Annotated in this window: 32 protein-coding genes and 1 other annotated feature; of the genes, 4 read left to right on the top strand and 28 right to left on the bottom strand. The window is 41.9% G+C overall.

Annotated features, from left to right (window positions below):
* Positions 1-88: 88 nt before the first annotated feature.
* A complete protein-coding gene (locus PSF16_RS03465; protein WP_272688775.1) occupies positions 89-856 on the bottom strand; it encodes a vitamin B12 ABC transporter ATP-binding protein BtuD in 768 nt (255 codons plus the stop codon).
* Position 857: 1 nt separating this feature from the next.
* Positions 858-1,862 (bottom strand): vitamin B12 ABC transporter permease BtuC, encoded by a 1,005-nt coding sequence (btuC, locus tag PSF16_RS03460; protein WP_272688774.1) that lies wholly within the window; start codon positions 1,860-1,862, stop codon positions 858-860.
* A 118-nt stretch (positions 1,863-1,980) separates the two neighbouring features.
* On the opposite strand from btuC, the gene PSF16_RS03455 reads away from it, so the two are divergent.
* Both PSF16_RS03455 and PSF16_RS03450 read left to right on the top strand, forming a co-directional pair.
* The gene (locus PSF16_RS03455; RefSeq protein WP_272688773.1) at positions 1,981-2,463 is read left to right on the top strand and encodes a hypothetical protein; all 483 of its coding nucleotides are present in this window, start codon (positions 1,981-1,983) and stop codon (positions 2,461-2,463) included.
* Positions 2,409-3,137 (top strand): RhoGAP domain-containing protein, encoded by a 729-nt coding sequence (locus PSF16_RS03450; RefSeq protein ID WP_272688772.1) that lies wholly within the window; start codon positions 2,409-2,411, stop codon positions 3,135-3,137. Before PSF16_RS03455 ends, PSF16_RS03450 begins: the two co-directional genes overlap by 55 nt.
* A gap of 75 nt (positions 3,138-3,212) precedes the next feature.
* Here PSF16_RS03450 and ihfA read toward each other — a convergent pair whose 3' ends face one another.
* From ihfA to thrS, 9 genes are all read right to left on the bottom strand, one after another.
* Positions 3,213-3,509 carry an integration host factor subunit alpha gene (gene ihfA, locus PSF16_RS03445; protein ID WP_006659454.1) on the bottom strand — a complete coding sequence of 99 codons (297 nt, stop codon included), beginning with the start codon at positions 3,507-3,509 and terminating at the stop codon, positions 3,213-3,215.
* Between the two features lie 4 nt (positions 3,510-3,513).
* Entirely contained in the window at positions 3,514-5,901 is a 2,388-nt protein-coding gene (gene pheT, locus PSF16_RS03440; protein WP_272688771.1) for a phenylalanine--tRNA ligase subunit beta, read from the bottom strand.
* A 14-nt stretch (positions 5,902-5,915) separates the two neighbouring features.
* Positions 5,916-6,899 (bottom strand): phenylalanine--tRNA ligase subunit alpha, encoded by a 984-nt coding sequence (gene pheS / locus PSF16_RS03435; RefSeq protein WP_006659452.1) that lies wholly within the window; start codon positions 6,897-6,899, stop codon positions 5,916-5,918.
* Between the two features lie 115 nt (positions 6,900-7,014).
* Positions 7,015-7,145 (bottom strand) — a sequence feature (Phe leader region).
* On the bottom strand, positions 7,095-7,139 hold the full coding sequence (gene pheM / locus PSF16_RS03430; protein WP_126437459.1) for a pheST operon leader peptide PheM: 45 nt from the start codon (positions 7,137-7,139) through the stop codon (positions 7,095-7,097). (Overlaps the previous feature by 45 nt.)
* 101 nt (positions 7,146-7,246) lie before the next feature.
* A complete protein-coding gene (gene rplT, locus PSF16_RS03425; RefSeq protein ID WP_006659451.1) occupies positions 7,247-7,603 on the bottom strand; it encodes a 50S ribosomal protein L20 in 357 nt (118 codons plus the stop codon).
* Positions 7,604-7,648: 45 nt separating this feature from the next.
* The gene (gene rpmI, locus PSF16_RS03420; RefSeq protein ID WP_004263702.1) at positions 7,649-7,846 is read right to left on the bottom strand and encodes a 50S ribosomal protein L35; all 198 of its coding nucleotides are present in this window, start codon (positions 7,844-7,846) and stop codon (positions 7,649-7,651) included.
* A gap of 93 nt (positions 7,847-7,939) precedes the next feature.
* Positions 7,940-8,479 carry a translation initiation factor IF-3 gene (gene infC / locus PSF16_RS03415; RefSeq protein ID WP_071524939.1) on the bottom strand — a complete coding sequence of 180 codons (540 nt, stop codon included), beginning with the start codon at positions 8,477-8,479 and terminating at the stop codon, positions 7,940-7,942.
* A gap of 284 nt (positions 8,480-8,763) precedes the next feature.
* On the bottom strand, positions 8,764-9,306 hold the full coding sequence (gene infC, locus PSF16_RS03410) for a translation initiation factor IF-3 (protein ID WP_071586594.1): 543 nt from the start codon (positions 9,304-9,306) through the stop codon (positions 8,764-8,766).
* Positions 9,307-9,309: 3 nt separating this feature from the next.
* Positions 9,310-11,238, bottom strand: a complete 1,929-nt coding sequence (gene thrS, locus PSF16_RS03405) for a threonine--tRNA ligase (protein ID WP_272688770.1) — start codon at positions 11,236-11,238, stop codon at positions 9,310-9,312.
* Positions 11,239-11,553: 315 nt separating this feature from the next.
* Between thrS and PSF16_RS03400 the strand changes: the two genes are divergently transcribed.
* Positions 11,554-11,781, top strand: coding sequence for a DNA polymerase III subunit theta (locus tag PSF16_RS03400; RefSeq protein WP_442959246.1), 228 nt, complete (start codon positions 11,554-11,556; stop codon positions 11,779-11,781).
* Here PSF16_RS03400 and PSF16_RS03395 read toward each other — a convergent pair.
* The 12 genes from PSF16_RS03395 to PSF16_RS03345 all read right to left on the bottom strand — a co-directional run bounded on the left by PSF16_RS03395 (position 11,778) and on the right by PSF16_RS03345 (position 20,170).
* A complete protein-coding gene (locus tag PSF16_RS03395; protein ID WP_272688769.1) occupies positions 11,778-12,425 on the bottom strand; it encodes a tail fiber assembly protein in 648 nt (215 codons plus the stop codon). The genes PSF16_RS03400 and PSF16_RS03395 overlap by 4 nt on opposite strands.
* Positions 12,425-13,699 carry a hypothetical protein gene (locus tag PSF16_RS03390; protein WP_272688768.1) on the bottom strand — a complete coding sequence of 425 codons (1,275 nt, stop codon included), beginning with the start codon at positions 13,697-13,699 and terminating at the stop codon, positions 12,425-12,427. Before PSF16_RS03390 ends, PSF16_RS03395 begins: the two co-directional genes overlap by 1 nt.
* Positions 13,700-13,706: 7 nt before the next feature.
* A complete protein-coding gene (locus PSF16_RS03385) occupies positions 13,707-14,339 on the bottom strand; it encodes a DUF2612 domain-containing protein (RefSeq protein ID WP_265693281.1) in 633 nt (210 codons plus the stop codon).
* Complete coding sequence (locus tag PSF16_RS03380; RefSeq protein WP_272688767.1) at positions 14,339-15,529, bottom strand: baseplate J/gp47 family protein; 1,191 nt, start codon at positions 15,527-15,529, stop codon at positions 14,339-14,341. The genes PSF16_RS03385 and PSF16_RS03380 overlap by 1 nt, the downstream gene beginning before the upstream one ends.
* Entirely contained in the window at positions 15,526-15,879 is a 354-nt protein-coding gene (locus PSF16_RS03375; protein ID WP_154600747.1) for a hypothetical protein, read from the bottom strand. The genes PSF16_RS03380 and PSF16_RS03375 overlap by 4 nt, the downstream gene beginning before the upstream one ends.
* 3 nt (positions 15,880-15,882) lie before the next feature.
* A complete protein-coding gene (locus PSF16_RS03370) occupies positions 15,883-16,569 on the bottom strand; it encodes a Gp138 family membrane-puncturing spike protein (protein ID WP_272688766.1) in 687 nt (228 codons plus the stop codon).
* Positions 16,556-17,443, bottom strand: a complete 888-nt coding sequence (locus PSF16_RS03365; RefSeq protein ID WP_272688765.1) for a baseplate hub protein — start codon at positions 17,441-17,443, stop codon at positions 16,556-16,558. Before PSF16_RS03365 ends, PSF16_RS03370 begins: the two co-directional genes overlap by 14 nt.
* Positions 17,433-17,702, bottom strand: coding sequence for a phage baseplate plug family protein (locus PSF16_RS17440; RefSeq protein ID WP_442959245.1), 270 nt, complete (start codon positions 17,700-17,702; stop codon positions 17,433-17,435). Before PSF16_RS17440 ends, PSF16_RS03365 begins: the two co-directional genes overlap by 11 nt.
* Positions 17,702-18,454, bottom strand: coding sequence for a phage baseplate protein (locus PSF16_RS03360; RefSeq protein ID WP_265693288.1), 753 nt, complete (start codon positions 18,452-18,454; stop codon positions 17,702-17,704). Before PSF16_RS03360 ends, PSF16_RS17440 begins: the two co-directional genes overlap by 1 nt.
* A gap of 84 nt (positions 18,455-18,538) precedes the next feature.
* On the bottom strand, positions 18,539-19,297 hold the full coding sequence (locus PSF16_RS03355) for a BRO-N domain-containing protein (protein ID WP_272688764.1): 759 nt from the start codon (positions 19,295-19,297) through the stop codon (positions 18,539-18,541).
* Positions 19,298-19,371: 74 nt separating this feature from the next.
* Positions 19,372-19,923 carry a BRO-N domain-containing protein gene (locus tag PSF16_RS03350; protein ID WP_272688763.1) on the bottom strand — a complete coding sequence of 184 codons (552 nt, stop codon included), beginning with the start codon at positions 19,921-19,923 and terminating at the stop codon, positions 19,372-19,374.
* A 73-nt stretch (positions 19,924-19,996) separates the two neighbouring features.
* On the bottom strand, positions 19,997-20,170 hold the full coding sequence (locus PSF16_RS03345) for an Arc family DNA-binding protein (RefSeq protein WP_272688762.1): 174 nt from the start codon (positions 20,168-20,170) through the stop codon (positions 19,997-19,999).
* 123 nt (positions 20,171-20,293) lie between these two features.
* Between PSF16_RS03345 and PSF16_RS03340 the strand changes: the two genes are divergently transcribed.
* Entirely contained in the window at positions 20,294-20,677 is a 384-nt protein-coding gene (locus tag PSF16_RS03340) for an Arc family DNA-binding protein (RefSeq protein WP_206086899.1), read from the top strand.
* Positions 20,678-20,895: 218 nt separating this feature from the next.
* Here PSF16_RS03340 and PSF16_RS03335 read toward each other — a convergent pair whose 3' ends face one another.
* The 5 genes from PSF16_RS03335 to PSF16_RS03315 all read right to left on the bottom strand — a co-directional run.
* Positions 20,896-21,360: a hypothetical protein gene (locus tag PSF16_RS03335; RefSeq protein WP_265693292.1), complete on the bottom strand. Its 465-nt coding sequence runs from the start codon at positions 21,358-21,360 to the stop codon at positions 20,896-20,898.
* 65 nt (positions 21,361-21,425) lie between these two features.
* Positions 21,426-23,792 carry a hypothetical protein gene (locus PSF16_RS03330; RefSeq protein WP_272688761.1) on the bottom strand — a complete coding sequence of 789 codons (2,367 nt, stop codon included), beginning with the start codon at positions 23,790-23,792 and terminating at the stop codon, positions 21,426-21,428.
* A gap of 195 nt (positions 23,793-23,987) precedes the next feature.
* Positions 23,988-24,398: a hypothetical protein gene (locus PSF16_RS03325; RefSeq protein WP_036965284.1), complete on the bottom strand. Its 411-nt coding sequence runs from the start codon at positions 24,396-24,398 to the stop codon at positions 23,988-23,990.
* A complete protein-coding gene (locus tag PSF16_RS03320; protein WP_051473540.1) occupies positions 24,398-24,844 on the bottom strand; it encodes a phage tail fiber protein in 447 nt (148 codons plus the stop codon). The genes PSF16_RS03325 and PSF16_RS03320 overlap by 1 nt, the downstream gene beginning before the upstream one ends.
* A 13-nt stretch (positions 24,845-24,857) precedes the next feature.
* The coding region (locus PSF16_RS03315) for a DUF3383 family protein (RefSeq protein ID WP_272688760.1) at positions 24,858-25,665 on the bottom strand (808 nt) is incomplete at its 5' end.

The raw sequence follows: 25,665 nt of genomic DNA, 5'->3' as shown, positions 1-25,665 counted from the left end.
CTAGTTAAATTTACTTTAACCGAACCTCAACACCAGTCATCATTACTGCAATAAATTGCCGTGATACGGGCAATAAGAACACGATTAGCTAATTAGTATGATTAATAATTTGCCATACTTTCTCTGATGAGCTTTGGCTGAGTTTTATATCAGCCATAAATACTTCTGACAAATGACTTTCTGTCATTACATCGTCAGGCTCACCTGCATAGATAATTGCACCTTTCTTAATCATCCAAATTCGACTTGCATTTTTATATGAATGACTAAGATTATGTCCACTCATTATAACTGTTCCTGCGCAATGACAAAAACATTTCACCCATTTATCTAGCATTCCTTGCTGAATAATATCTAAATTGTTTATTGGTTCATCAAATAAGATTATTTTTCCGCTCAAACAATCCTGATCCCAAACCTGCAAAAATACAGCAACAATCCGAATTCGCTGCCATTCTCCACCAGATAATTGATTAATTGGCTTAGACAATAATGACGTAAGTTGGAAATCAGAACATATTTCACTAAAAATAACCGGTGGAATTAATTTCTGTCCAATAAACAAGGTTAAGTATTGAAATACTTTTAGGCTTGGTAAAGTGCTTGCTTGCTGTGTTAAATAAGCTCGACACGTTGAAAGCGCTTGAACAGTATAATTTTCTAAATTCAGGTTATTGAGAAGAATCGTTCCTGTATAGGTGATGCAACCACTCAGAGCGGCTAACAATGTGCTTTTTCCTGCACCATTCGCACCTAAGAGGTGTATTTGCTCGCCAGCAGAAACACATTGGCTAATCCCAGATAACCGATGTTCCACCTTTAAATTTTGAGTTTCAATCACCCATGTTTTATTCATATCATTGCCGCCAAGCGTGATTTTTGACTAATAAATAGATAAAAACCGGTGCACCTAAAGTTGCCGTAATCACCCCTATCGGAATTTCCGCATTGTCTATCAATAACCGAGACAACAAATCTGCAATTAATAAACATAGCGCACCAGCAACTGCACAAGCGGGTAATAAAAAGCGGTTATCCGTTATACCGCTTAGCCTTAATATATGCGGGATAACCAACCCAATAAAACTAATGGCACCCGCCACTGCGACACTAAACCCAATTAGTATTCCGGTAATGATAATTAATATTAACCGCCATCGATGAGTAGAAACACCCAATTGGTAAGATTGAATATCACCCAGTAATAAATAATTTAAAATTTTACCCTGTCGCATTGCCCAAAATAAGAAAGGAAGACAAGCAATAATTAACCCTATTTGACGCCAATCCACGCCGCTAAAGCTTCCCATCATCCAATACAACAATTGGCGTAAATCTAAATTGCTGCTCATATAAACCATCCACGTCATACAGGCACCACTGATCACGCCAAGAGCAACACCAACCAATAGTAGGCTAGTATTATTGATATTTTTACGGCGAGCAAAATACAAAAGAATACCAGTAAGAATCAATGCCCCCGCTATTGCACTGAAGCTCAGAACCCAATAATTAACCACCCCTGATGAAATCAAGACGGTAAAAACCACAGCGACGCCAGCGCCATTACTGACCCCGAGTAAGCCCGGCTCTGCAAGAGGATTTTCGAATAACGCCTGCATGATCGCACCAGTAACCGCTAATGCAGCACCAATAATCACCACGGCAAACAATCTCGGCAATCGAATTTGCCAGACAAATAATTGTGCAGAATCATCCATCCATTGACTCGGCCAATACCAAACTTCTCCTGCACTGAGCGATAGTATAACAATGATAAAAAGACTCAGTAACAACAAAAAAATCAACCCCATATCAGATTGACATTGCTGTTTTTTTAATTTTTTCAAGGAAATAGTCATGACGTTTACAATAATTATTTCTTGTTAAAAAACAAGCGCGTTTTATATAAGAGAGAACATAAAAAAAAATTTAAAATACTGCCAATTTTTTACTCTTAACCACTATAAGGGGTTACACATGGCACAAACTACAGTTAACCATTCTTCCAAATCGCAACTTTCTGCATATAACACAAAAGAGGTGGACCAAACTGGGGATAAGGCTAGCAGTCATTTTAAAACATCAATAAAGAAAGTAACTCAATTATTTGCTAGCTTTTTTTCTTTATTTTTTAGTAGCCAAAACAAACAAGCCAACCATAAAAAAACCGTTTCAGATGAACCCTTGGTTATGATTAGCCTTCCAAACAAGGATGCATTGTCACGCACAGTTTCCTTTACACATGAAACTTCCACAAAAAGCTTACCACATCAAGATGAAACTATATCTAAAGCGAGCTTAACTGGAAATCCTCGAGCCGATGCTGCAAAAGCTGCTGCACTACATAAAGTCGCGCAACATAAAGCCCAGCTAGCAGAAAAAACACGAAAAACCAAACCACTAAATTGCAACAAAGGAATGTTGAGCTCATTAATAATGATGAGCGTCTTTCTGACATAGATAGAGAGAAAAACCGTACAATTAACCTGTTAGGTTGTGCGATTCTTAAACATCAGGAATATGCAACGAGTCAAGGAATCTTTCGTACTTCAGGTACCGAAACTGACATCAATAAACTCTTTAATAAGGTAAATGACCCAAAGAATGGCCATGAGCATCTGACACAACTAGAGCACTATCCTTTAACAACATTAACCAGTACGTTTAAAAAAATAGCTGGAGAATCGCTTAGAAAAAATAACAACATTGACTTCAAATCAGATATTTCATTTGGTGATTTACAAGCGTGTGCTGATGCAGTAAAAAACAAAGAGGATGTAACTCAACAAATTAAAAGTAACGAGCAATTAAAAAATAAGACCCCTTTGATTTTAAAAAACAGTGATAACAGGATCCACCGTGTGTTGAGCCGCTTGGCACCACCGCCATTAACATTACAACTTATTACTCGCTTTTGCGCTCTTATTTCCAATGATGAAGCATCCCATAAAATGTCCATCAGAAATTTAGCTATGATGTTCGCGCCACACTTAATTAACACAAGCAACGCCTCGCAACATAATAGCCAAAACGCTCTTGCTGAGCTCGAAAAAGAAGCTGCGGCAACTCAGCTAGCAGAAAATTATCTTGCTGCGTTAATCCATCAAGAAAAAAGTACATTTCATCGTCTTTAAAAAAATGTTTTTTACTTAAAAACAAAAGACCGCCTAGGCGGTCTTTTTTATTACTCTGCTATTCAGAGAATAGGATTACTCTTTTGGGGTTGCTCTTTCCACACGGCTTTTTAATTTTTGGCCAGGGCGGAAGGTGACAACACGGCGAGCAGTAATTGGAATATCTTCCCCAGTTTTAGGGTTACGACCGGGACGTTGATTTTTATCACGTAAATCAAAGTTACCGAATCCAGATAATTTAACTTGCTCACCATTTTCTAAGGAAAGGCGAACCTCTTCAAAGAAAGTTTCAACAAGGTCTTTCGCATCACGTTTGCTAACACCTAGCTTTTCAAACAAATTTTCTGACATTTCAGCTTTAGTAAGCGCCATAAGTTTAGTCCCTCAAGGAGGCTTGGAATCGCTGTTTTAACGCAGCAACACACAGATCAACGGTCGCGGTAATCTCTTCTTCTTCCATGGTACGCTGGGTATCTTGGAAGACGAGACTGATAGCGAGGCTCTTATAACCTTCTGCTATCCCCTCACCACAATACACATCAAATAAGTTTATGCCAACTATATGATTTATGCCAACTTTTTTACATTCTGCTAAAACTTCGGCAGCTGCTACATTTTCTGGCACAACCACAGCAATGTCACGACGGTTCGACGGATAACGCGAAATCGCTTTCGCTTCTGGAATAACACGCTGTGCGATTGCATCAGTACGAACTTCAAACACGACTGTTCTACCATTTAAATCGAGTTTACGTTCTAACTCTGGGTGAACAACACCAATAAAACCAATATGTTCATTTTCCAGATAAATCCCAGCACTTTGCCCAGGATGTAATGCTGGATGAGCTTCAGATTTAAATGTAATTTGATTTAGTTTTCCAGTCAATTCAAAAACAGCTTCAAGATCACCTTTTAAATCAAAGAAGTCAACAACTTGTTTATCTAATGACCAATGTTCATCAAATTTATTGCCCGTGATCACACCCGCCAGCATGTTTTCCTGACGGATCCCATATTCTGCTTGATTATCAGGTGTAAAGCGCAGACCAGTCTCAAATAAACGAATTCTATTTTGTTGACGATTTTGATTATAGACCACCGTTCCTAATAAACCAGTCAACAACGACAAACGCATAGCAGACATGTCGGCTGAAATTGGATTTGGCAGGCTCAGCACCTCTTCTTGAGGGTGTAACAAACTTTGAACTTTAGGATCAACAAAGCTATACGTAATCGCTTCTTGATAACCACGGTCAACCAGCATCGCTTTAATGCGTTTCAGCGGTAAATCCGCTTCTTTATGATCTGTCATGATCAAGTCAGCACGCAGAGGAACGTCAGGAATATTGTTATACCCATATACGCGAGCAACTTCTTCCACTAAATCTTCTTCGATTTGCATATCGAAGCGCCAGCTTGGAGCAACAACGTCCCAACAATCGGCGGAAACTTGTACTTGGCAACCTAAACGCGTCAAAATATCAGTGACGATATCATCCGCAATCACGTGACCAATTAAACGATCTAATTTTTTACGAGTCAGTTTAATATTTGCCGCTTTTGGTAAATGTGCTTCACTAGAAACATCAATGATTTCACCAACTTCACCGCCACAAATTTCCACGATCAACGCAGTTGCACGCTCCATTGCTTTAAATTGCAACTGTGAGTCAACACCGCGTTCAAAACGATGGGATGCGTCGGTGTGCAAACCATAATTACGTGCACGACCGGTAATCGCCAGTGGTTCGAAGAATGCGCACTCTAATAAAATATTTTTAGTTTCGGCGTTAACACCAGAATGCTCACCACCAAAAATCCCCGCGATACCCAGAGCTTGAGACTCATCGGCAATCACCAGAGTATCCGATTTCAAAGTAGCTTCAGTGCCATCTAGCAGAACCAGCTTCTCTTCATCTTTTGCCATACGGACAATGATAGAACCGTTTAAACGGTCTAAGTCGTAAGCATGTTGTGGTTGACCTAATTCCAGCAGAACATAGTTTGTAATATCCACAACTGCATCAATAGAACGAACACCGCCACGACGTAACTTTTCTTTCATCCACATTGGTGTCGGCGCGCTAACATCGATATTCTTGATAACACGACCTAAGAAACGTGGGCATGCCGCAGGCGCTTCAACACGGATAGGGAAAGTCTCTTTAATGGTGCTAGCAACCGGAGTGATCGCAGGTTCAACTAAATCTAATTTGTTGATCACCGCAACATCACGTGCCACACCTAAAATACTTAAACAGTCAGCACGGTTTGGAGTAATACTGATTTCAATTGCATGATCATCTAATTTTAGATACTCACGAATATCAGTACCAATAACAGCATCTTGTGGCAATTCAATAATACCGCTGTGATCATCAGAAATACCCAACTCAGAATAAGAGCACAGCATTCCTTCAGATGGCTCGCCACGTAATTTGGCTGCTTTAATTTTGAAATCGCCTGGCAATACCGCACCGACCGTTGCAACAGCAACACGTAAGCCTTGACGGCAATTTGGTGCACCACAAACGATATCTAATAAACGATCGCCACCTACGTTAACTTTGGTGACACGAAGTTTGTCGGCATTAGGATGCTGTCCGCATTCAACAACTTCCCCGACAACTACACCGTGAAATTGCCCTGCGACAGTTTCAACACCATCAACTTCCAGACCAGCCATCGTGATTTGGTCTGATAATTCTTCACTACTTACCGCCGGGTTCACCCATTCGCGTAACCATAGTTCACTGAATTTCATGAGATAGACCCGCCTTATTTAAACTGTTTGAGGAAACGAAGATCGTTTTCGAAAAATGCACGAAGGTCAGAAACGCCATAACGCAACATGGTTAAACGCTCCATTCCCATACCAAATGCAAATCCGGAGTAGACTTCAGGGTCAATACCAACATTGCGTAATACATTTGGATGCACCATACCGCAACCTAATACTTCCAACCATTTACCATTTTTACCCATCACGTCAACTTCAGCTGAAGGCTCTGTAAATGGGAAATAAGATGGACGGAAACGCACTTGAACCTCTTCTTCAAAGAAGTTGTTCAGGAAGTCATGAAGTGTGCCTTTTAAATTGGTAAAGCTAATGTCTTTATCAACAATCAGACCTTCAGTTTGATGGAACATTGGGGTATGAGTCTGGTCGTAGTCATTACGATAAACACGACCAGGCGCAATAATACGGATTGGTGGTTGCTGACCATTCATGGTACGAATTTGCACGCCTGACGTTTGAGTACGTAATAGACGTTTTGCATCAAACCAAAAAGTATCGTGGTCTGCACGCGCAGGGTGATGAGCAGGAATGTTTAGTGCATCAAAGTTATGATAGTCATCTTCGATTTCGGGTCCGGTCTCAACAGAGAAACCTAACTCACCAAAAAACTCTTCAATTCGCTGAATGGTACGAGTTACTGGGTGTAACCCGCCATTTTCCATACGGCGCCCTGGTAATGAAACGTCAATTTTTTCTGATGACAAGCGTGCATTCAGAATATCCGCTTGCATTGCATCTTTACGGGCGTTCAGTGCATCTTGAACTTGGACCTTAGCTTCATTAATCACAGCCCCTGCTGCTGGGCGTTCGTCCGCAGGCAGATCACGCAACGTTTTCATCTGGAGTGTGAAGTGGCCGCTTTTGCCTAAAAATTCAACACGCACTGACTCTAACGTCGCAACATCTTGTGCCTGTTCAATGGCTGCTTTTGCCTGTGCAACCAATTCAGCGAGATGTGGCATTGTTTCCCCTTTATGACCACTCGGTCTTTTGCTAGTTATTCACTAAATTTCACAAATCATATTTAATGAGATATGAATACTTGACTGATTTTACTGTATTTTCTGTTAAACCAAAAACAAAAAAGCCTCCTGACGGAGGCTTTAGCGTAACTTTTCGTTTCTATTCTACTCGCTATACGCAAAAGCCCCCGAGATTCAGGTGCTAAAGTAAAAAAAGAAACGAAAAATAACGTTGTTCATTAAAAGAGTCTCAATAAAAACAGGCTTAAAGTATTAACACAAGCTAATTTTTAATACAAACAATATAAATGAAAAGAGGAAGTTTCCTTCCTCTTTTCAAGCAAACATTAAGCTAAAGCGCCTTTTGCTTTTTCAACTAAAGCAGTGAATGCTGCTTTATCGAAAACTGCGATGTCTGCTAAGATCTTACGGTCGATTTCAATTGAAGCTTTTTTCAAGCCATTGATGAAACGGCTGTAAGACAGACCGTTCTGACGAGCCGCAGCGTTAATACGCGCGATCCACAGTTGACGGAACTGACGTTTACGTTGACGGCGGTCACGGTAAGCGTATTGACCAGCTTTGATTACCGCTTGAAATGCTACGCGGTAAACACGAGAACGTGCACCATAGTAACCTTTCGCCTGCTTCATGATTTTTTTGTGACGTGCACGGGCGATTACACCACGTTTTGCGCGAGCCATAGCTATCTCCTATCGTCTTTATTCTTAATTAACTAAAATGTTTACTTATGCGTAAGGCAGGCAAGCAACTACCAGACCCAGATCGCCCTTAGATACCATACCTTTCGGACGTAAATGGCGTTTACGCTTAGTAGACTTTTTAGTCAGAATGTGACGAAGGTTTGCATGCTTGCGCTTAAAGCCACCGCCTGCAGTTTTTTTAAAGCGCTTTGCTGCGCCACGTACAGTTTTAATCTTTGGCATTTCTGTTATTTCCAACTTCGCATTGTGATTAACTACGAATTAATTAGGCGAATAATATTCACATTACTGTAAGATTATTACTTGATGGCCTAATTATTTCTTCTTCGGTGCCAGCACCATAATCATCTGACGTCCTTCAATTTTTGAAGGAAATGACTCCACTGACGCCAGCTCTTCCAAATCAGACTTAATGCGGTTAAGCACTTCCATACCGATTTGTTGGTGAGCCATTTCACGACCACGAAAACGTAGCGTTACTTTAGCCTTGTCACCATCTTCTAGAAAGCGTATCAGGTTGCGTAGTTTGACCTGATAATCACCTTCATCTGTACCAGGGCGGAATTTAATTTCCTTCACCTGAACAACTTTTTGTTTCTTTTTCTGTTCTTTTTGAGATTTGCTCTTCTCATAAAGGAATTTGCCGTAATCCATGATACGACAAACTGGCGGTTCAGCATTTGGGCTAATTTCAACGAGGTCAACGCCCGCTTCTTCAGCTTTTTCAAGCGCTTCACGTGCGCTCATAATGCCTAACTGTTCGCCGTCTAAACCGGTTAAACGGACTTCAGGAACACGGATTTCATCATTAATACGATTTGGTCGTGTTGATGGGATTCTTTTTCCGCCTTTAATACTTCATTCCTCCAACTGGATAAAGAGATTTGCTACATTCTCTAAAGCAAGCGTTCCGGTAATGTTTTCAATAACTTTTCACCAAAACGCGATATTCTTTTTGGGCTTTAACTCGAACAATGCGAGATTTTACAAAGCGATTCGACCGCGGATTTTACTGCTTATTGTGAGATTACTCAAGCAGATATTCAAATTTTTCGCGGTAAGTCATGTTAATGAGAGGATATCTTCATAAAAAAACGCGAGTGAGAGGCTATCCCCCACTCGCGTTCTTACATGACAACTTATTTATTTTTCTTCGGTGACATGACCATAATCATTTGTCGACCTTCAATACGTGAAGGGAATGATTCAACAATAGCCAGTTCTTCCAAATCAGCTTTAATGCGGTTAAGCATTTCCATACCGATTTGCTGGTGTGCCATTTCACGACCACGAAAACGTAGTGTGATTTTCGCTTTATCACCATCTTCTAAGAAACGAATGAGGCTACGCAATTTAACTTGGTAGTCTCCTTCATCAGTTCCCGGACGGAATTTAATTTCCTTCACTTGAACGACTTTTTGTTTCTTTTTCTGCTCTTTTTGAGACTTGCTCTTCTCATAAAGATACTTGCCGTAATCCATGATACGACAAACTGGTGGCTCTGCATTTGGGCTGATTTCAACTAAATCAACACCAGCTTCTTCCGCTTTAGCGAGTGCGTCACGCACACTCATCACACCGAGTTGTTCACCGTCAATGCCAGTAACACGGATTTCAGTTGCACGGATCTCGTCGTTAATACGATTCGGACGTGCTGTTGGGAGTTTTTTTCCGCCTTTAATACCTTATTCCTCCATCTGATTGAGCTGACGACTGCGAATTTCTTCCAGTAGTTTAGTCGTGAATTCGTTAACATCAAGGCTGCCTAAATCTTTACCACGACGGGTACGAACAGACACTTTACCTGATTCAACTTCTTTCTCACCACAAACCAACATGTAAGGAACACGACGCAGGGTGTGTTCGCGGATCTTAAAGCCGATTTTCTCGTTGCGTAAGTCCGCTTTCGCACGAATGCCAACACTTTGCAGTTTGCTTACTAATTCTTGAACATAGTCTGCTTGACTATCTGTAATGTTCATCACCACAACTTGTTGTGGCGCTAACCATGTTGGGAAAAAGCCTGCATATTCTTCTGTTAAAATACCGATGAAGCGCTCTAATGAACCTAGAATGGCACGGTGGATCATAACAGGCGTAATGCGTTCATTATTTTCGCCTACATATGAAGCATTTAGACGACCTGGTAAGAAGAAGTCTAATTGTACGGTACCGCATTGCCATGCACGGTCAAGGCAGTCATACAATGTAAATTCGATTTTTGGACCATAGAATGCGCCTTCGCCTGGTTGGTATTCGAATTCAATACCTTTAGACTTCAGAGCATTCGCTAAATCCGCTTCTGCTGTATCCCACATATCGTCAGTACCGATACGTTTTTCAGGACGAGTAGACAGTTTTACAACGATTTTTTCAAAACCGAAAGTGCTGTAAACGTCATAAATCATTTCGATACAGCTTGTCACTTCACCCAGAATTTGATCTTCGGTACAGAAAATATGCGCATCATCTTGAGTAAAGCCACGTACACGCATTAAACCATGCAGCGCACCAGATGGTTCATTACGATGGCAACTACCAAACTCTGCCATACGCAGTGGTAAATCACGGTAAGATTTTAACCCTTGGTTAAAGATCTGTACGTGACCTGGGCAGTTCATTGGTTTTACACAATATTCACGGTTTTCAGATGACGTTGTGAACATCGCATCTTTGTAGTTTTCCCAGTGACCTGTTCTTTCCCACAGTACGCGGTCCATCATGAATGGACCTTTAACTTCTTGGTAGTTATAGGATTTTAGTTTGGTACGTACAAAAGTTTCCAGCTCACGGAAAATTGTCCAACCATCATTGTGCCAGAACGCCATACCCGGCGCTTCTTCCTGCATATGATATAAATCTAATTGCTTACCAATTTTACGGTGGTCACGTTTTGCCGCTTCTTCTAAGCGCAGCAGATAAGCAGCTAACTGCTTTTTGTCTGCCCATGCCGTGCCGTAAATACGTTGCAGCATTTTATTGTCGCTGTTTCCACGCCAGTATGCCCCTGCAACTTTTTGTAATTTAAAGTGATGGCAGAAACGCATATTAGGTACGTGCGGACCACGACACATATCAATGTATTCTTGGTGGTGATATAAGCCTGGGCGGTCATCTTGGCTAATGTTTTGATCCAAGATTTCAACTTTATAATCTTCGCCACGGCTTACAAATGTTTCACGAGCTTCGGCCCAAGAAACACGTTTTTTAACCACGTCATAATCTGTTTTGGCAAGCTCAAGCATACGCTTTTCTAGCTTGTCCAAATCTTCCTGGGTCAGCGTATAGTCAAGGTCAATATCATAATAGAAACCGTTGTCGATAACTGGACCGATTGCCATTTTGGTATTTGGCCACAATTGTTTAATTGCATGACCTAATAAGTGAGCACAAGAGTGACGAATGATCTCTAGACCTTCATCATCTTTACTCGTGATAATTGACAAGTTCGCATCGTGCTCGATCAGTTCACAAGCATCCACCAGCTCACCATTAACACGACCAGCAATACACGCTTTTGCAAGACCTGCACCGATATCGCGAGCCACATCCATGACAGAAACGGCATGGTCGAATTGACGCTGACTTCCATCAGGAAGAGTAATAACAGGCATTAAAAAATCCTTATCAGCAGTGGTGACCCACACGAAAGATCACTTGCTTGATTATTCCAAAGTTTATAAATCAATACGTTACGTTTAATTTCTTGCTTCACAATGCAAGGTATGTACACAGATATGTACACAAAATTCAAAACTACTATGCACATTAAAAGTAACTCAAACGAAATAATAACACAGACTGGATTATTAGCGATAGAAAAGAGGGGATTGACCCCTCATCCTCACGTCACAATTTCGGCACAGCTCGTCACAGTGATTTTCCCTCCGTGCTATACTCCGATCACTTACCCCCCACAGAAAACTATCATGCACAATCTTGCAGAACTACCAAAAGAAGATAAAGACAAAGTAAATGTCGATTTAGCCGCTTCAGGTGTCGCTTATCGTGAAAGACTCGGCAAGCCAATTATCGATGTTGAAGTCGAGCGACAACAACCCGAACACTTGCGCGGGTATTTTCGTGAGCGTTTAGTTTATTACAGAGAATTGAGCAAGCGATTTCCACAGGGATATGAGTATAATAAAGAGAGTTAAGGTTTTTGTGGCCAGTCAATGTCTGGCGAGGTTGAAGTATCGATGCGGTTTAAAAGAACGCGATATTTCTTCCATTCTTTAAGCAGTGCAATTTCTTCGTCTGTAGCCATCCCCAAATCAACAGCGTCTTGTAACGGTACTAACACATTATTGGCTTCAACTAAAAGCGATTGTTTTTGTTGCCCTGCTTCTGCAATTAACTGCTCTTTTGATACTGGTGGGTTTAGGTGGGCTTCAAGTTCTTTAGCACTCATTTTCTTGAATTCTTTTAACTTATCTCGAATATCAAAGAATACATGAAAAATAGAATCATACTCAAATTTAAGCTGAATGTAATCACTTTCCGCTTTTTTAAATGATATCAATTCATCATTTAATTCTTCTTGTGCGTAGATTAATTTTTGCCGTAAAACTTCAACTTCACTTTCTGCGGTATCGCCGTTATTAGCGGACTCACACTCAATATAAGCCGCATTGAATTTATCCTGCTTTTCATTCAGTTTTTTCTGTGATTCGGTGAGCTCTAGCTCTTTATCAACAAGTAAAGCCTCTAATTCAGTGCAACGATTAACTTGTGCTAATTGCTCATCAGAATATGCATGAACTCTGTTATTATCTACGTCTTTGTAATAATGCATTTTCATTAAGATATCTCCACCCACTTTTTAAATTCCCCAGATGAATACGAGGAGCCTGCCGGCACAGGTATTGTTGCTGACGTAACGTTACCGTATTGCGCGCCGGAGGTGATCCATGTCATGGAAACACCGTCAAGTGTAAATATACTAGCCTGACTGACAGAGCCGTAAGATTCAAGCATAACAAAAATTGTATGACTATTTGAGTTTACGTATGTTACTCCTGCCTCTCTCTGAGATGTGACGTCCTCTACCTTCGTCACTGATGACGGAATATCACTAACAAGTGCAATAACACCGCTTTTCTTACGTAGGGATACAGTGAATACTTCGGAACCACCGACTCTTTTATAGAAAAATTTAGCAGCGTCATCAAGTGAATCAGGTACTGTTTCTATAGAAAAGCTTTCTCCTGAATTTTTTTCTAGCTTAACAGAAGCATATTCACCGCTTGACTTTATCGATAATGCGTTATTTACTTCAGCATTTAATTTATCCACTTTTTTTGCAGCTAACTCAGTGACGGAATTCTGACTCATCACCAATGTAGTTGATGCTCCCGTAGTTTGAGTGACGTCCGGTTTTTCCTTAATAGCATCAGTAACCGCCTTCTGACTCATCACAACATCTTCATTAGCACCGCCGTATTGAACAATTGCATCTTTACCAAGCTTACTATCTAAGCCTGTTTTTAATTCGTCTTTTGTCGCATAGTCACCAGCAGGGGCGTAATTACCTTTTGGTTGTAACTTCCCTACTTCATTAGTCAATAAGTTCAGGCTAGGGACTTTACTATTGTCATTGCCTAATATTCCAGAGATATTCTCTTTATCGAATTTCTTCAATAACGCTAAATCAACTTCAGTTTTAATCGCGTACTTAGCCCCAACCAGCTCCCATGAAGCTGAAATATTTGATTCGGTATTGAAGTTAACTTTATTGTTATCGATTAAGCTCTGATACTCTTTCTTCTCGTCATCAGACTGAAGTATCGCTCCCTTAGGATATCCACCGATGGATTCAGCGTACTCTGGTGAAAATTTAAAACGCCCACCTTGGGATTGATAAACAATGCTCTCTGAAATCTGGTTGAGAATTCCGTTAAAGTCCTGCCCTTTTGGTGGTAATCCGCCTGCTGCGACGGGCAGCATTGTGATTTGACCGAAACCCTGATCCCACGTTGCCTGGTTTGAATCCATGCTAGTTTCATAGTTTTCAGGGATGACGTTTTTCTGCCCGTTCTTAGCGAAAGGCTTTACTATTAATTTTGGATTTTTCATTTCGTACCTATTTTATGAAAGGCGCTTGATTGAAGGGTTGGAATCCAGTTTTATAAAAACCGAAATATTCACTCACTGGCAGTTCTGTGATACTCACTTCAACGCCGCAAGGTTTTGGTAAGATGTTGTGGTTAAAGATTAAATTCTTTTCAAACTCAGATAGACGATACTCAAATACATACCTCGCTTTCATGTGCCCCGTAATCAAGTAATACGCCCTTCCTCTTGTGAATGAATCCTTCAGAAATGCGTTAATATTGGGAGCAGTGGCGTAGATGATATTTGCATAAGCTTTCATGATAATGACTTCTCTAAACGATTCATCAGGCATCATATAAGCGCTTTCGCTACTATCGCCGCTATAAAATGGCGCTTGGTTAAATGGTAGATACTTTTCCGTACCATCAAAGCCGAAGTAATCTTGGTCTGGGTCGGGAATAGAAATACCCCTATCGATTCCAACTATTCTCCCCCATATGTCCAAACCGAACCCCTGTGCTGTATGTACATTAAAAACAAGGGAATAGAAGTCATCTATGTTATTCGATGGGTCTATTGATTCGTTTGCTGATTTAAGGATAGAGGTGATAATTGGGGAGTTTGCATACTGACTCATTAGGGTTGGGTTAATGCTATCCATCACGTCATCCTTATGTCATCTGGAGATAAGACAGGAAACTCATCTATCCCAAAATCAATATAATTCCCCAAAGCACCACTTTTCCGCCCTATTTGAATAGATATCAATCGGTTTCCGGTTGACTGAGCAACTGAGCAGATATAATCACTAGCAATCAGCCGCTTAGCTATTCGCCCTTTGCCTACCCCTGTGTTGAATTCATTAATGATTGCGTTTTTAATTGCTTCTTTATCCTGCAATGTCAGCAAATCTTTATTTTCAAATTTAACGTTAAACTCAACGGGAATATGATTTGGTCGAATGAATTTAACGTCATATGTTGGAGGCATGTATGGAAAGTTAGTTGTGTCTTCATAAGTCACCGTTGTGTTACCAACAAACGCGCACCCAGTACCAGCTTTAGTTAAAATCTGTTTAGCAATCTCATTATCATCACCGCCCACAACTGATACCGCAATTGAGTTTCTAATCAGTGAATAGTTAGTTTTACCTACTGTAATAGTCGCGTCACTAGGGTTATCAATCACATAACAGTCAATGACATCGTTGATGTTTGAAATAGCACCGTATGTGGCATCGTTTGTGTTCTTGGCATTCTGCGAGACAGATAGCGACCTTCTAAGTTCAAACTCTTGTCGTGTTTCAGTGTTTCGACCCGCTATCGCTGCCTTAGCATTTGTTACGCTATCAATTCCGCCAACATTACGAACAATACGATTAATTGTGTTTGGCTGAGCGTAAATCATACCCTCGATATCACAGGTTGCCTCAACAGCAACCAAGCCATTACTCATGATAAAAACATCCCTCGATGTTGACCATGCATTGCCATTGTCATCTTGGACTTTAAAGCCTGCTGGAACCGACACGCCAGATAGACCGTTAAAAGTTAACTCGGCTACTGATTTTGTGGCTTTCTTTCGCTGCAAAAAATAAATATAGCCAATGGCGTTTTGCATTTGACCATCGGCATATCTCGGGTCGAACTGATTAAATAATTCAACCAGCTGATTTCTTTCATCCGTAATAATGGCTGCAAGCGTTGTAACTAGCTGACCCTGCGGCGTGTCCATGTCTTCATTTAGATCTTCACCAAAGGCATCTCTCATCATCGACCACAGTCCACTTATCACCTCTTGTGTCGTAGGTGTGATAATGCCGTTTGGCGTTATTTCTAGCTTGGGGATCATAATTCTATCGCTCCTTCTCTGCCTTGCTTGTCAGTGAAAATCAACCTCCCTCTGACTACCCTATCATTCGCGGTGCTTAATTCAGCTTTAGCCGACACCACACCATCAACTGACATTGCTGCATCTTCTAAATGCTGGCGATACAGAGATAATGAATACCTATTTTTACCCAGTATTTTCTCTAAGTAAGGGATGCCTTCATTTTGTGAGTAGTACATATCATGCATGAACACCTTGCATTTATTTGCCACTGACTGAGCGATAGCATACTGATCGGAAGCCATAGCAATATTTCCCGATACGTCTAGGGTTAAGTCCCACGTATCAGGCAATAGAAACAGTGTTTTCATTGGTTATACCTGCTGATTTGGCTTATCTGTATTGGCGTATTCGCCGTTAGCTTTGTGCGTGTGACCGTTATAAGTAACGCGCATGCTAGCCATGGTTTGAGTGTTTCCGCTGCCAGTGTTGTCGGTGATATCACCCTTCGATTTAATTGTCGAAGTGGTTTCTACGGGAGCATCAAGGATTATTTTTGTGCCCCTGGCTTTAATCACCCCTGTCGCAACAATATCAATTCCGCTTTCTAGGAAGTGAATGTATTGGGATGGAGTTCCGTTGAGTATGCCTCCGATGTATAAACTATCTGCGATATCATATTGCCGCTTAGTCGATGGTGGCGCATCCTTCTTGGTGCGCTTTATTTGTGAGATATCCCGTGAAGAGACCAAGCAAATTCCAATATCACCAACCTTAGGATCAATAATTACTGCGTTGCCGCCACCCTGATAGCGAAAATATGGGACATTGTAGATAGTGGCACTATCGAAGATATTCCCGCCGCCATCCACTTGAAGAACCATTGGTTTGACATCAATAAACCCTACCGGATTTACCCCGCCACCTTTAACCTTCACCACCCTGCAAACTGTTACAGTGCCAATTTTTCCAATCAGACTATTAATGATGAACTCTTGCGTTCTGGCGCCGCCCGCTAAGTCTTCAGGGTCATACGGTAATACCGTTTCATTTTGCGACATGTACGTTTTTATCCTTCAGATTCGAACCGACGATTTCCATAAACCAGCGACCGGAGTCCATCTCAGTTTCTAATTGCGCTCGCATTCCGTAGACTCGCCAATCCCCGTTACACATTTCAATCTCACTGCCTTTCACGCGGACTAGCGCACCAAACTGGATAGACGGGTCGTACAGACACCGGAATGTTGCTCCGATATTTGTGATAATTGGATAGCCGATGAGTCCTGTATCAGGGGATATGACGGCAATCTTAATTTTTCTTGCTGCTCCCTTCGGCGTTATTGCCACACTATTATTGCCAAGGTAGAGGTCTAGGTCAGTGTTAGCGCATAGCCATCTGATTTTGTCTAAGTCAGATCCAGTAAGGTAAGCATTATCAACTACTGCATTAACGGCGTTTGACTCAAACGAAAAGCCGATGCGCTGGCATATCCCTGCAATGATTTCAGCAACAGAATGAACCCCCTCATAACTCTCTGCTGCTGTCGCTAGCTTGCTTTCAAAAACAGCCGACATTGCCTCGATAACAATCGATACGTTAGGAGCTTCCGAATATTCAGGTAAAGCCATGAATATCCCGCCGCTAAACACTTGAGCAAAATCTCCTTCACCTTCAGCTGCTTCAATAGTGATTAATGTCCTAAGCGCCTTTACGTTCTGCCATTTTGCAGTGATGAGCTTATTCATCGTCTCTTGCGGCAGACCATAGACTCTTATTCGTGCATACGGAGCCGGAGATCCATAGCCAAATGTCACGTCCGCGCTAATACGCAAACCAACGGCTGATAGTTTATTTTGGTTATCTGAAGTGAATACTTCGTCTTTACCGTTCAGCTTCAGCGTTAGCCTGATCCTCTTTCGATTAAATGCCATCAGCCCACACCAACTTATATCGAGTGCCCAATCCAGTGTAAATCGGGTCTGTGTTGCCTTGCTGGTCTGCAAATATTAACCACTGACAGATATAGGTCATGTTTCGACATATCCGATTGCAAACCACGTATTCGTTATTCTTCTTCACTGTCGCGTAAAGATTATTCCTACGAGAATTTAGCTCTATCTCGTACTCATCAGTATCAAGCGTGAAGGTTAGGATTTGATTAGGGATTGGAGAGGTTGGAATTATTGTCATCATTGTAGGCTAACTCCTTGCTCTACTATCATCTCAGCTTGTTGCTGTATCTGAGTTAGGTCGCCGCCAAGGTTTGAAATAGCTTTATAAAGAAGTGCTGATATTTCTTTCCCTTTTAATAGCTTGGACTTTGTAGGGTCATCAAGTATCTTCATCAACTCATCAAGTGTTTCACCAGAAAATAAGGAGGCTACTTGCTGTGTTTTGTCTCCTGTATCCTTGATTCGTGCATCATCAGGATTAGTCACTTCTTCTTCATCATATTTGACGATTACTTCGCGAATTTCCTCCAGATGTACGTTCACCTTAATCAGTGTCGCGCCATCTCTAGCCTCGCGAGCAAAATCAAATCCGACGATATTTGCACTTTTATAAACATACTCCGGCGTGATGATGTAAAACTTGAGCGTGCTCTTGGCAAGTATTTCCAATTGCGCTAAAAACGCCCCACGCTCTAATGTGCCACCGCTACTCTTGCTTAATTGAACAGTAGCTTTGTAAGGATCGGCTACTTTGTTGTAGCTCGTGAAAGAACCCTTCTCAATCGGTGCGTTCACTACACGGCTCTGATTTTGGTACTGAAGAGATATCACGTTATCAGCTAACAGTAATGGAACGCCGAACTCGTTGAATATTCCCCAGTAGTTACCGAATAGAGTATTGATTAACGCACCGCCACCTAAGCTAATTCCGGCGTTAATGGCAGCGTCAGGAATATTCTTCCAGTTTGGTATATCTGGCATTCCGAACATGATTTTTCTCCAACGTGAAAAACCTCAGTTAAGAGGCGTGGTGTGTGATCTAGATTACAAGCCCATCCTTGGGCTATGTGTGGGTTAGGCTACTTCTTTTCCGTGAATGATATGGCGTAATGCACTAATGCCATTATCGTTATAGCGGAATGCTTCAACCTGCTTTGATGAGTGAGCCGACTTGTCTAAGAAGAACTTACCGAACTCATCAGTTTTCAATCCGTTCTTATTGGCGATTCGTCCAATTTTATTTGCTGAGACTTCTAGCATTTCTCCTACTTCACCAGCGCTGTAATACTTTTGCTCAAGAACTGGCAGCGGAACAGCTTCAAAACCTACAATCGGGTTAACAATATTTGCCGCTGCACACTGTTTGGCTTCATTGCTTAGGTTCGGCATCAAATCAAACAAGTTAGTAATAGCATCAACCGACATTTTCAGTGTTCTGGCTTGGCGATATTCAGGTAGACCAGATTGGCTTTTCTTCACGGAATAACTGCCAGTTTCCATAATTTCAGGTAAAACCTGTTCACACACCCAGTCTTGAACATTTTCTGCTGACGGTAGCTTGCTACGCATAATCAAACGGAACATATCAGCTTGACCAGCTAGCATTACACCTTTTGGTCTGTAACCAAAACCTAATTCCGTCGATTCGCCGGAATCAAGCTTAATCAATGACTTACAATGTTTTCTTAACGCATCATGAGGATCTGAATAACCAAGAGACTCTGCTAACTCAACCGCTAGAAACACAGGCTTACCTTTGTATTTCAAACCTGAAACGGTCACTAATTGCTCATTGCTTGACTTATAGTTAAAAACTCGAATACTATTACTCATAAATATACGTCCTATATTTTAGTTTAAGATGAGCCGGTAGCTGTAACTATCGGCTTTTCTGCTTTTAGTGCTAATCAATGTGTTGCTCCTAACTTCCGATGAATCCCCATTTCTATAGGTGTGAATGATGTAGGTGCTAAACCTAAGTTTTCACATATCCCCGTTGCTATTGCGTTAAACGTGTTCCCCTTACCCATGAACTCAACTTCACCACCAAACAAAGTGTCCTTAATGGTTACTTTCACAAAATAACGATGCATTGGTGAGTGAACTTCTCCTTTCTGTACCTCCTTATCTAAGATATCCAACACCCATTTACGGAACTCTTTTGCCACTGGAGTGTTAGAAAACATTGCGATCAGGTGAGCACCACGAAGTGAGTAAACTCTGACCGATTTGTTACGTAAGCTATTGTTTATCCCGTTGAACGTCATATTGACGGTCATTGTCATGGAGTCTGTAAACTCATCAGCATTACGCGCATAAAGCTTACTTACGTTATCTGTACGGCTATACCCTAATACCTGTGCAATTTCAGTTGATGTTAACCACACTTGACCATCTTCAACTATTGGGTTGAATGTGAAGTTCTGGAAAGTTAAATCTGTTTTAGCTACAATGTTCATGTCACTTATTCCTGTCGCAAGGGTATTTGACGTTAAGGCCTCATTCGATTCGTTCGGGTGGGGTCTTTTCTTTTTATTGAGCATTTTTCCTTTGCCCCTCTACTCTATTCTTCCTATCCGTTAATATCTTTACCAACTCCGCATTCAATGAACGCGCGTTATTATCTGCCTCTAGCTCATACCACTCCCTAACCTCATCAGGCATTCTGAGCGGGTATGGAGGTATTCTTTTTACAGATTGACTCATTTGGAATCCTATTTTATCAGCATTTAATTATATTGTAATCCAATAATGATCCCTATGGACTCACTTGTCAAGTTTACTTTGTACCATTAGACTCAATAGTATGAATCATTTGGAGTCAAAAAGATGACACGCATAGCCCCATACCCTTTACGTATGCCGCCTGAAATGAGAGATGAGTTAGAGAAAATTGCTGATGAATCAAGACGTAGTCTTCAGCAAGAAATAATTTACCGACTTGACTCTTATGAAAGCATAAGAACATTGCTGCGCAATTTACCTATAAAGGGAGACCCTTATGAGCAGGTAATGGTTTTGCTTAGAGCATATACGCAGGTAGAGAGGCAAACCCATGAAATAGAGTCATTAAAGAAACGATTGTCTGCACTAGCTGAATCAACAAAATCATCAGATGTTGATAGATTTATTGAAATTGAACAGCAGGCTAAAAATATAAAATCAGCGATCAGTAAGTTAATTAAACAAATACCGCCAAGGTTTGAAGAATAACCACCCAGCCCAAGGACGGGCTAGCGCCCCAAACGTTGTTGATTATTCATGCTGGGATCAAGGTAGAAACTTTTCTATATATATCATTATGATACAGGTATAATGCTTGCATTCAGCAATTCGTAACACTTTGATTTACATAGGATGCAGTATCAATATTAGCAATTTAGATCTCACGGCGATCAGGGAATAAAAAAGCCCCGAGGGGCTTATTGGTTTCAATCGGTAGGCATTGGATGCTCTAAATTCTTAATCATCTTGCAGTTATATATTAAAGTGCTTGCACCTAGAAGGTCATTCTTCACTGCAATCATGGCGTAAACCCCCTTTGATGAGCTTGCTCCGATAACAAACGATTTATCTTTTTTGTCTGTATATCGGTATGTAACAAGCTCCTTTGTTTGGTCTATCTTTCCCGTTATCGGTGGGTTTACTGAAATATTGCCGGGGAATGAGGCTATAAACAAAATGGTCTCATTCTCCATATTTTCAACATAAATATTTGCAGATTTGAAGTTTCCTTTCAGTGTTTCATTCTCTGTAATGCTTCCATACGAGCATTCATAATTGCCATCAATAATTCTTACATTTCCGCTGACATCCCTTCCTATTCCAAGATTGCTCACTTGAGCAAATGCAAGTAAAGGAAGTAGCGCCAAGCCAACAAAGATATGCTTAATCATCATTCACCCCATGAATATTATTTGAGCATATTGTGCCATTGACTTGACGCAAACTACAGCAATTCCTAACTAATGGATGGGACTAGCTGATAAACCCTCTTTATAGATTCCTCAGCCGCCGCTTCGCTTACTCCTGACAGTGTACTTGCGTTAGTATTAACAGTAATACCAGCAACATTAACATCCGTTTTGTTGTTTGTGATTGTTTGGGCTTGTGATTTTAGCGCATTTGATTGATCTAAAAATCCTTTAGCTAAATCACCCACGCCAGCAGCAAAAGGTGTAGATATCTGCTTATTGAATGACTTGATGTTATTCAGGGCATTGGCTTGATTTACATAATATTCCTTGCCTTTTTGTTGCCCCTCTTTTTGGTCAATCACAGCAATAAGAGCATCCCTTTGTGCTGGAGTCAGGTCGCCCATGCGAAGATCTGTACTGCCAAGAGCGGCTAATGCTGATCTGATGTATGCAGCAGTATCGTTACCAGCCTCCGGTGGTGAATGCGCTGTCAGTGCTTGTGCTACAGTTTTATTCTGATAACCAATTCCCGCGCCGTAATCGCCCTTAGTGCTTAGTTGCTTTCCTCCATCACTCTCAAATAAAAGCCAGCGCCTAGCCTTATCCCCAGTCTCTCTGTTAGGGAATATAGCCATTGTGTGACCTTGCGCGTTAGTATCGTGACCGATAGCGCCCTGCTTTCTTGCGGCTTCACCCCAAATCATATTGCTAGGATTATTATTTCTCCACGCTCTGGATCCGTCCTCTCGAACGACATCACCTTTATCAGTTTTATAGATGCGCTTATTTTGGCTAGGAACTTCTACACTAGTAGCTGTGAATGAATCACTGGAAGCTGATGGAAGCCCGAGAATTTCCCTAAGCCCTCCAAACATGCCACTATAGGCTAAAGCTTTATTTGCCTTATGCTCTTCGATGTATTTATTTGTAGGCTCGCCATATATAGCATTAAATATGCTCCCGTCCTTTTCTCCCGTTATCAGTGTTGTCGCAGCACCAGCTAATGAGTCATAAGCCCCAGAGAAATCACCGTCAGTAAGCTTGTTTAAAGCATCAAGCAATAACGCTAGTGTTTCCGATGCTCGTCTAACTCCCGCAATTATCTTGTCAAAAACCCAATCAGCAGAAAACTTGCTAGGGTCTATTCCTATTAACTCAAGAAGCTTACCAGTTAGAGAGGATACCGAGTCCTTAATGCTATCAAATGACTTCTTGATTCTATCGATGTCTCTACTCCATCGACTAAAATCAGACTTAATGAACCAATCACCCATTTCATCAAGCTTTTCAAGTATCGGTGTAATTGTGCTATCCCACTTTTCCCAATACTCACCGAGTAATGATTCTCCGCCCTCTTTCCACTTTTTGAAGTCGTCATACAGCAGCCATAAACTGGCGCCGAGCAACAACAGGAGAGCTGGCAGCAAACCAATCGCACCAAACAGCCCCACAAATGCCGTAGCTGCTTTTAGCACAATCGGGATTAGCGTGACACCGATTACCGTTCCGAGTGCCTTGAAGAGGAATATAGCGGTATCTCTGTTCTTGTTCAGATAACCAAGGAAGCCAGTCACCGTAGCGGATAGTTTTAATGCATAAGGGATGAGGTAGTTACCAAGTAACGTTTTCAGCCCATCCCATTGCATACCGACCAGCGCATTTTGTTGCTGTAACTGCCGGCTGATTTCTAACTCTTGCTCAGACGAAACAACGATATCTTTTTGTAATGCAAGTTGCCGCTCCATTTCTTGGCGACCCTGCAACAACATATTTATCGTGCCTTCATCAAAGCCCATATTCTTAGCGAAGTTATAGGCTTGAGGTCTGGACATCTGAGACAGGCTATCGGCGACATCCAGCAAGATATCATCGAGGTTCCTCAGCTCCCCGTTGTTTTTAACCACACCTACGTTCAGCGCGTTAAAGTAAGGAAGAATTGAGGTATCACCTACCGTCACCAAATCCCAAAGAGACTTGTTCAGGTTAGCCATACTGGAAGCCATACCTTCGGCACTTCCACCCGACAGCTCGGCGGCACCCTGCCAACGTTTAACTTGCGTGGCATTCATGCCGAGATTCTTACTTAGAAAATTAAGCTGGTCATTTGACCGTGCCGTATCTTCGATAAGTTTAGTTAACCCCGTTGACATGAATATAGTTGTGAAGAGTCCAGCTAGCGCCTTAGTCGCATTGTTAATCGACTTTGTGAAACTATCACTTTGCTCCTTGGCTTTCTTTTGCTGCTCTCTCGTACCTTTTAGGGTCTCATTTACGCCGCCGAGCGTTTCATTCAGAGCATCGATAGAGTCCGCTAACTTATCGTTTTCAGTTGTCGCCTTTTTCGCGTCGTTAGCAAAACCGCCGCTATCGAGTTTCAGCGAAACAAGAAGCGTATCAATTAGCGTTGCCATCGTTTATCTCACTCATTAGTTGCTTGTTGTACGATTCGACCTGATGGATTTCTAGGAGGTTTAAAACATCTTCCAGACTGTAAATCGTGTGGAGTTCGTGAAGCGTTGCGTACTTCGCGGTTATCACTTGGTACGCAACAGTAGACACGTTATTTGTTTCAGCTAAAACGCCATCGCGAAGCGGTAGCCCTGCTTTTAATCGTTCGAGCTGGAGCCACCGCCGTTCACTAAAAAATCCAAGTGAATAGCTAACGCCTCCTTGCGAAGGGTGAACATGGTCGAGAGGTCTTTCACGTCGGATTCAAGTAACAGGGGACGAGCTGTTCCACCTGACGGGATGGTTTGCACACAATCAAGAAGTTCATCCAGCAGAGGAATGCCGACATTCGGATTAATACCTGCCAGCGCCTTGATTGCTACGTTAGCCATGCCTAGCATCCCCATGTTTGGACTGACGCCTTCCAAGTCCACACCACCATTGGCAATAGCGAACAGTGCTCGCATCGCCCAGTTATCCGCCTTGGCAATTGGCATTTCGGTAACTTGATACATCATCCCAGCATCACGACCCTTTTCAATCGTGATAGTTTTTGATTTCAGCGTCATTAGATTTCCTCAGCGCCTTCGAAGACCATGTTGAAGTTGTAGCTTGTCCCGTCGAGCATTTTTTTACCGCTTGCGCCGCCAGTCATTGACGTTAATCCGCCCGTTGCGCTGTAGCGTTTGCCGATTGATGGAATTTCGACAACGATGTCCACGAATCGGGCTTCCATGTTCGCGTTAAAGTCCTTACGAATGTTTTCCATGATTTGCGTAGATACGCTGTTTGCTTCCAAATAAAGCGTCCATTGCGTTTCGTGCGGCGTGTAACCGATGGACTGTTTGCCATCGACACCCATGCGAGTCTCACCGATGTTTGCGTCACCAAAGTTCCACGCGTTATCAGCCTGAAAACCTTGCAACTTCACAAACTCGTCATAAACGCCCTTGCAGCGGATCATCAAAACGGCATTTGCCGATGTTAATGTTCTTGGGTTATGTCCCATTGGCATAATGTTTTACCTCTTACTGGACGTTGATTGATGGGAGATTAACTTGCTGAGCACTGCCGCCATCGGCGTACCACAGTTTCAGAGGCATTGATTTACGAAGACCGCGTGTTTGCGCCGGAGTGTCTTCAATCTTCATGCACCAACCCGCAGTATTGATTTGAGATGCCGCATCAAATCCAGCTTCGATGTTGATTTGTTTCTTTTGCTGTTCTGACAATGCAACACCCGTTTGGATTCCGCCAAAATTAAGCATCTGGAATACCGGATCAGCGACAGCAGAACGATGAATTGCCTTGCCTGTCTCGTTGTACGGTACAGATTTAAAGCTTTTCAGCATCGTCATTAACGCTAATTGGAGTTGGTTATTGAAGAACACCTGATTCACATAACTATCAACCCACTTAAACTTACCCGATACAGATCCGGGATAAACGAAGATGAAGCGGTCATTAGCTGTGCCGTATGCACCGTAGAAGTTAAAGCCCATCGCGATTAATTCATCTGCCAGTGCTTTATCTGTCACTGAAGGCGTTAAACCTTCCTGTCCACGGAATGCCAAGTTTGTGCGACCGTTCAGCTCATCAAAGTTCAAGCTTGCTGCAAATCCACAGACAAAAGCTGCGTGTTTGTGACTACCGTAAAACAGGCATGTGCCGCCGATATCGGACTCTTTAATTGCTGAGCTGATAGTTTCTAGCTCACCTTCACCGTTCTCTGTTCGACACAGAACGTGCATATAGCGGTCATTTTGCAGAGCAACCCAGCGAGAAATTGCTAAACTTTCATCTACAGGGAAATCAATCTCCATGATAGAAACAAAG

It is taken from the genome of Providencia sp. PROV033, from assembly GCF_028484855.1.
GTDB classification, from domain to species: Bacteria; Pseudomonadota; Gammaproteobacteria; order Enterobacterales; family Enterobacteriaceae; genus Providencia; species Providencia alcalifaciens.
This window is presented reverse-complemented; position numbering and strand designations above follow the sequence as displayed.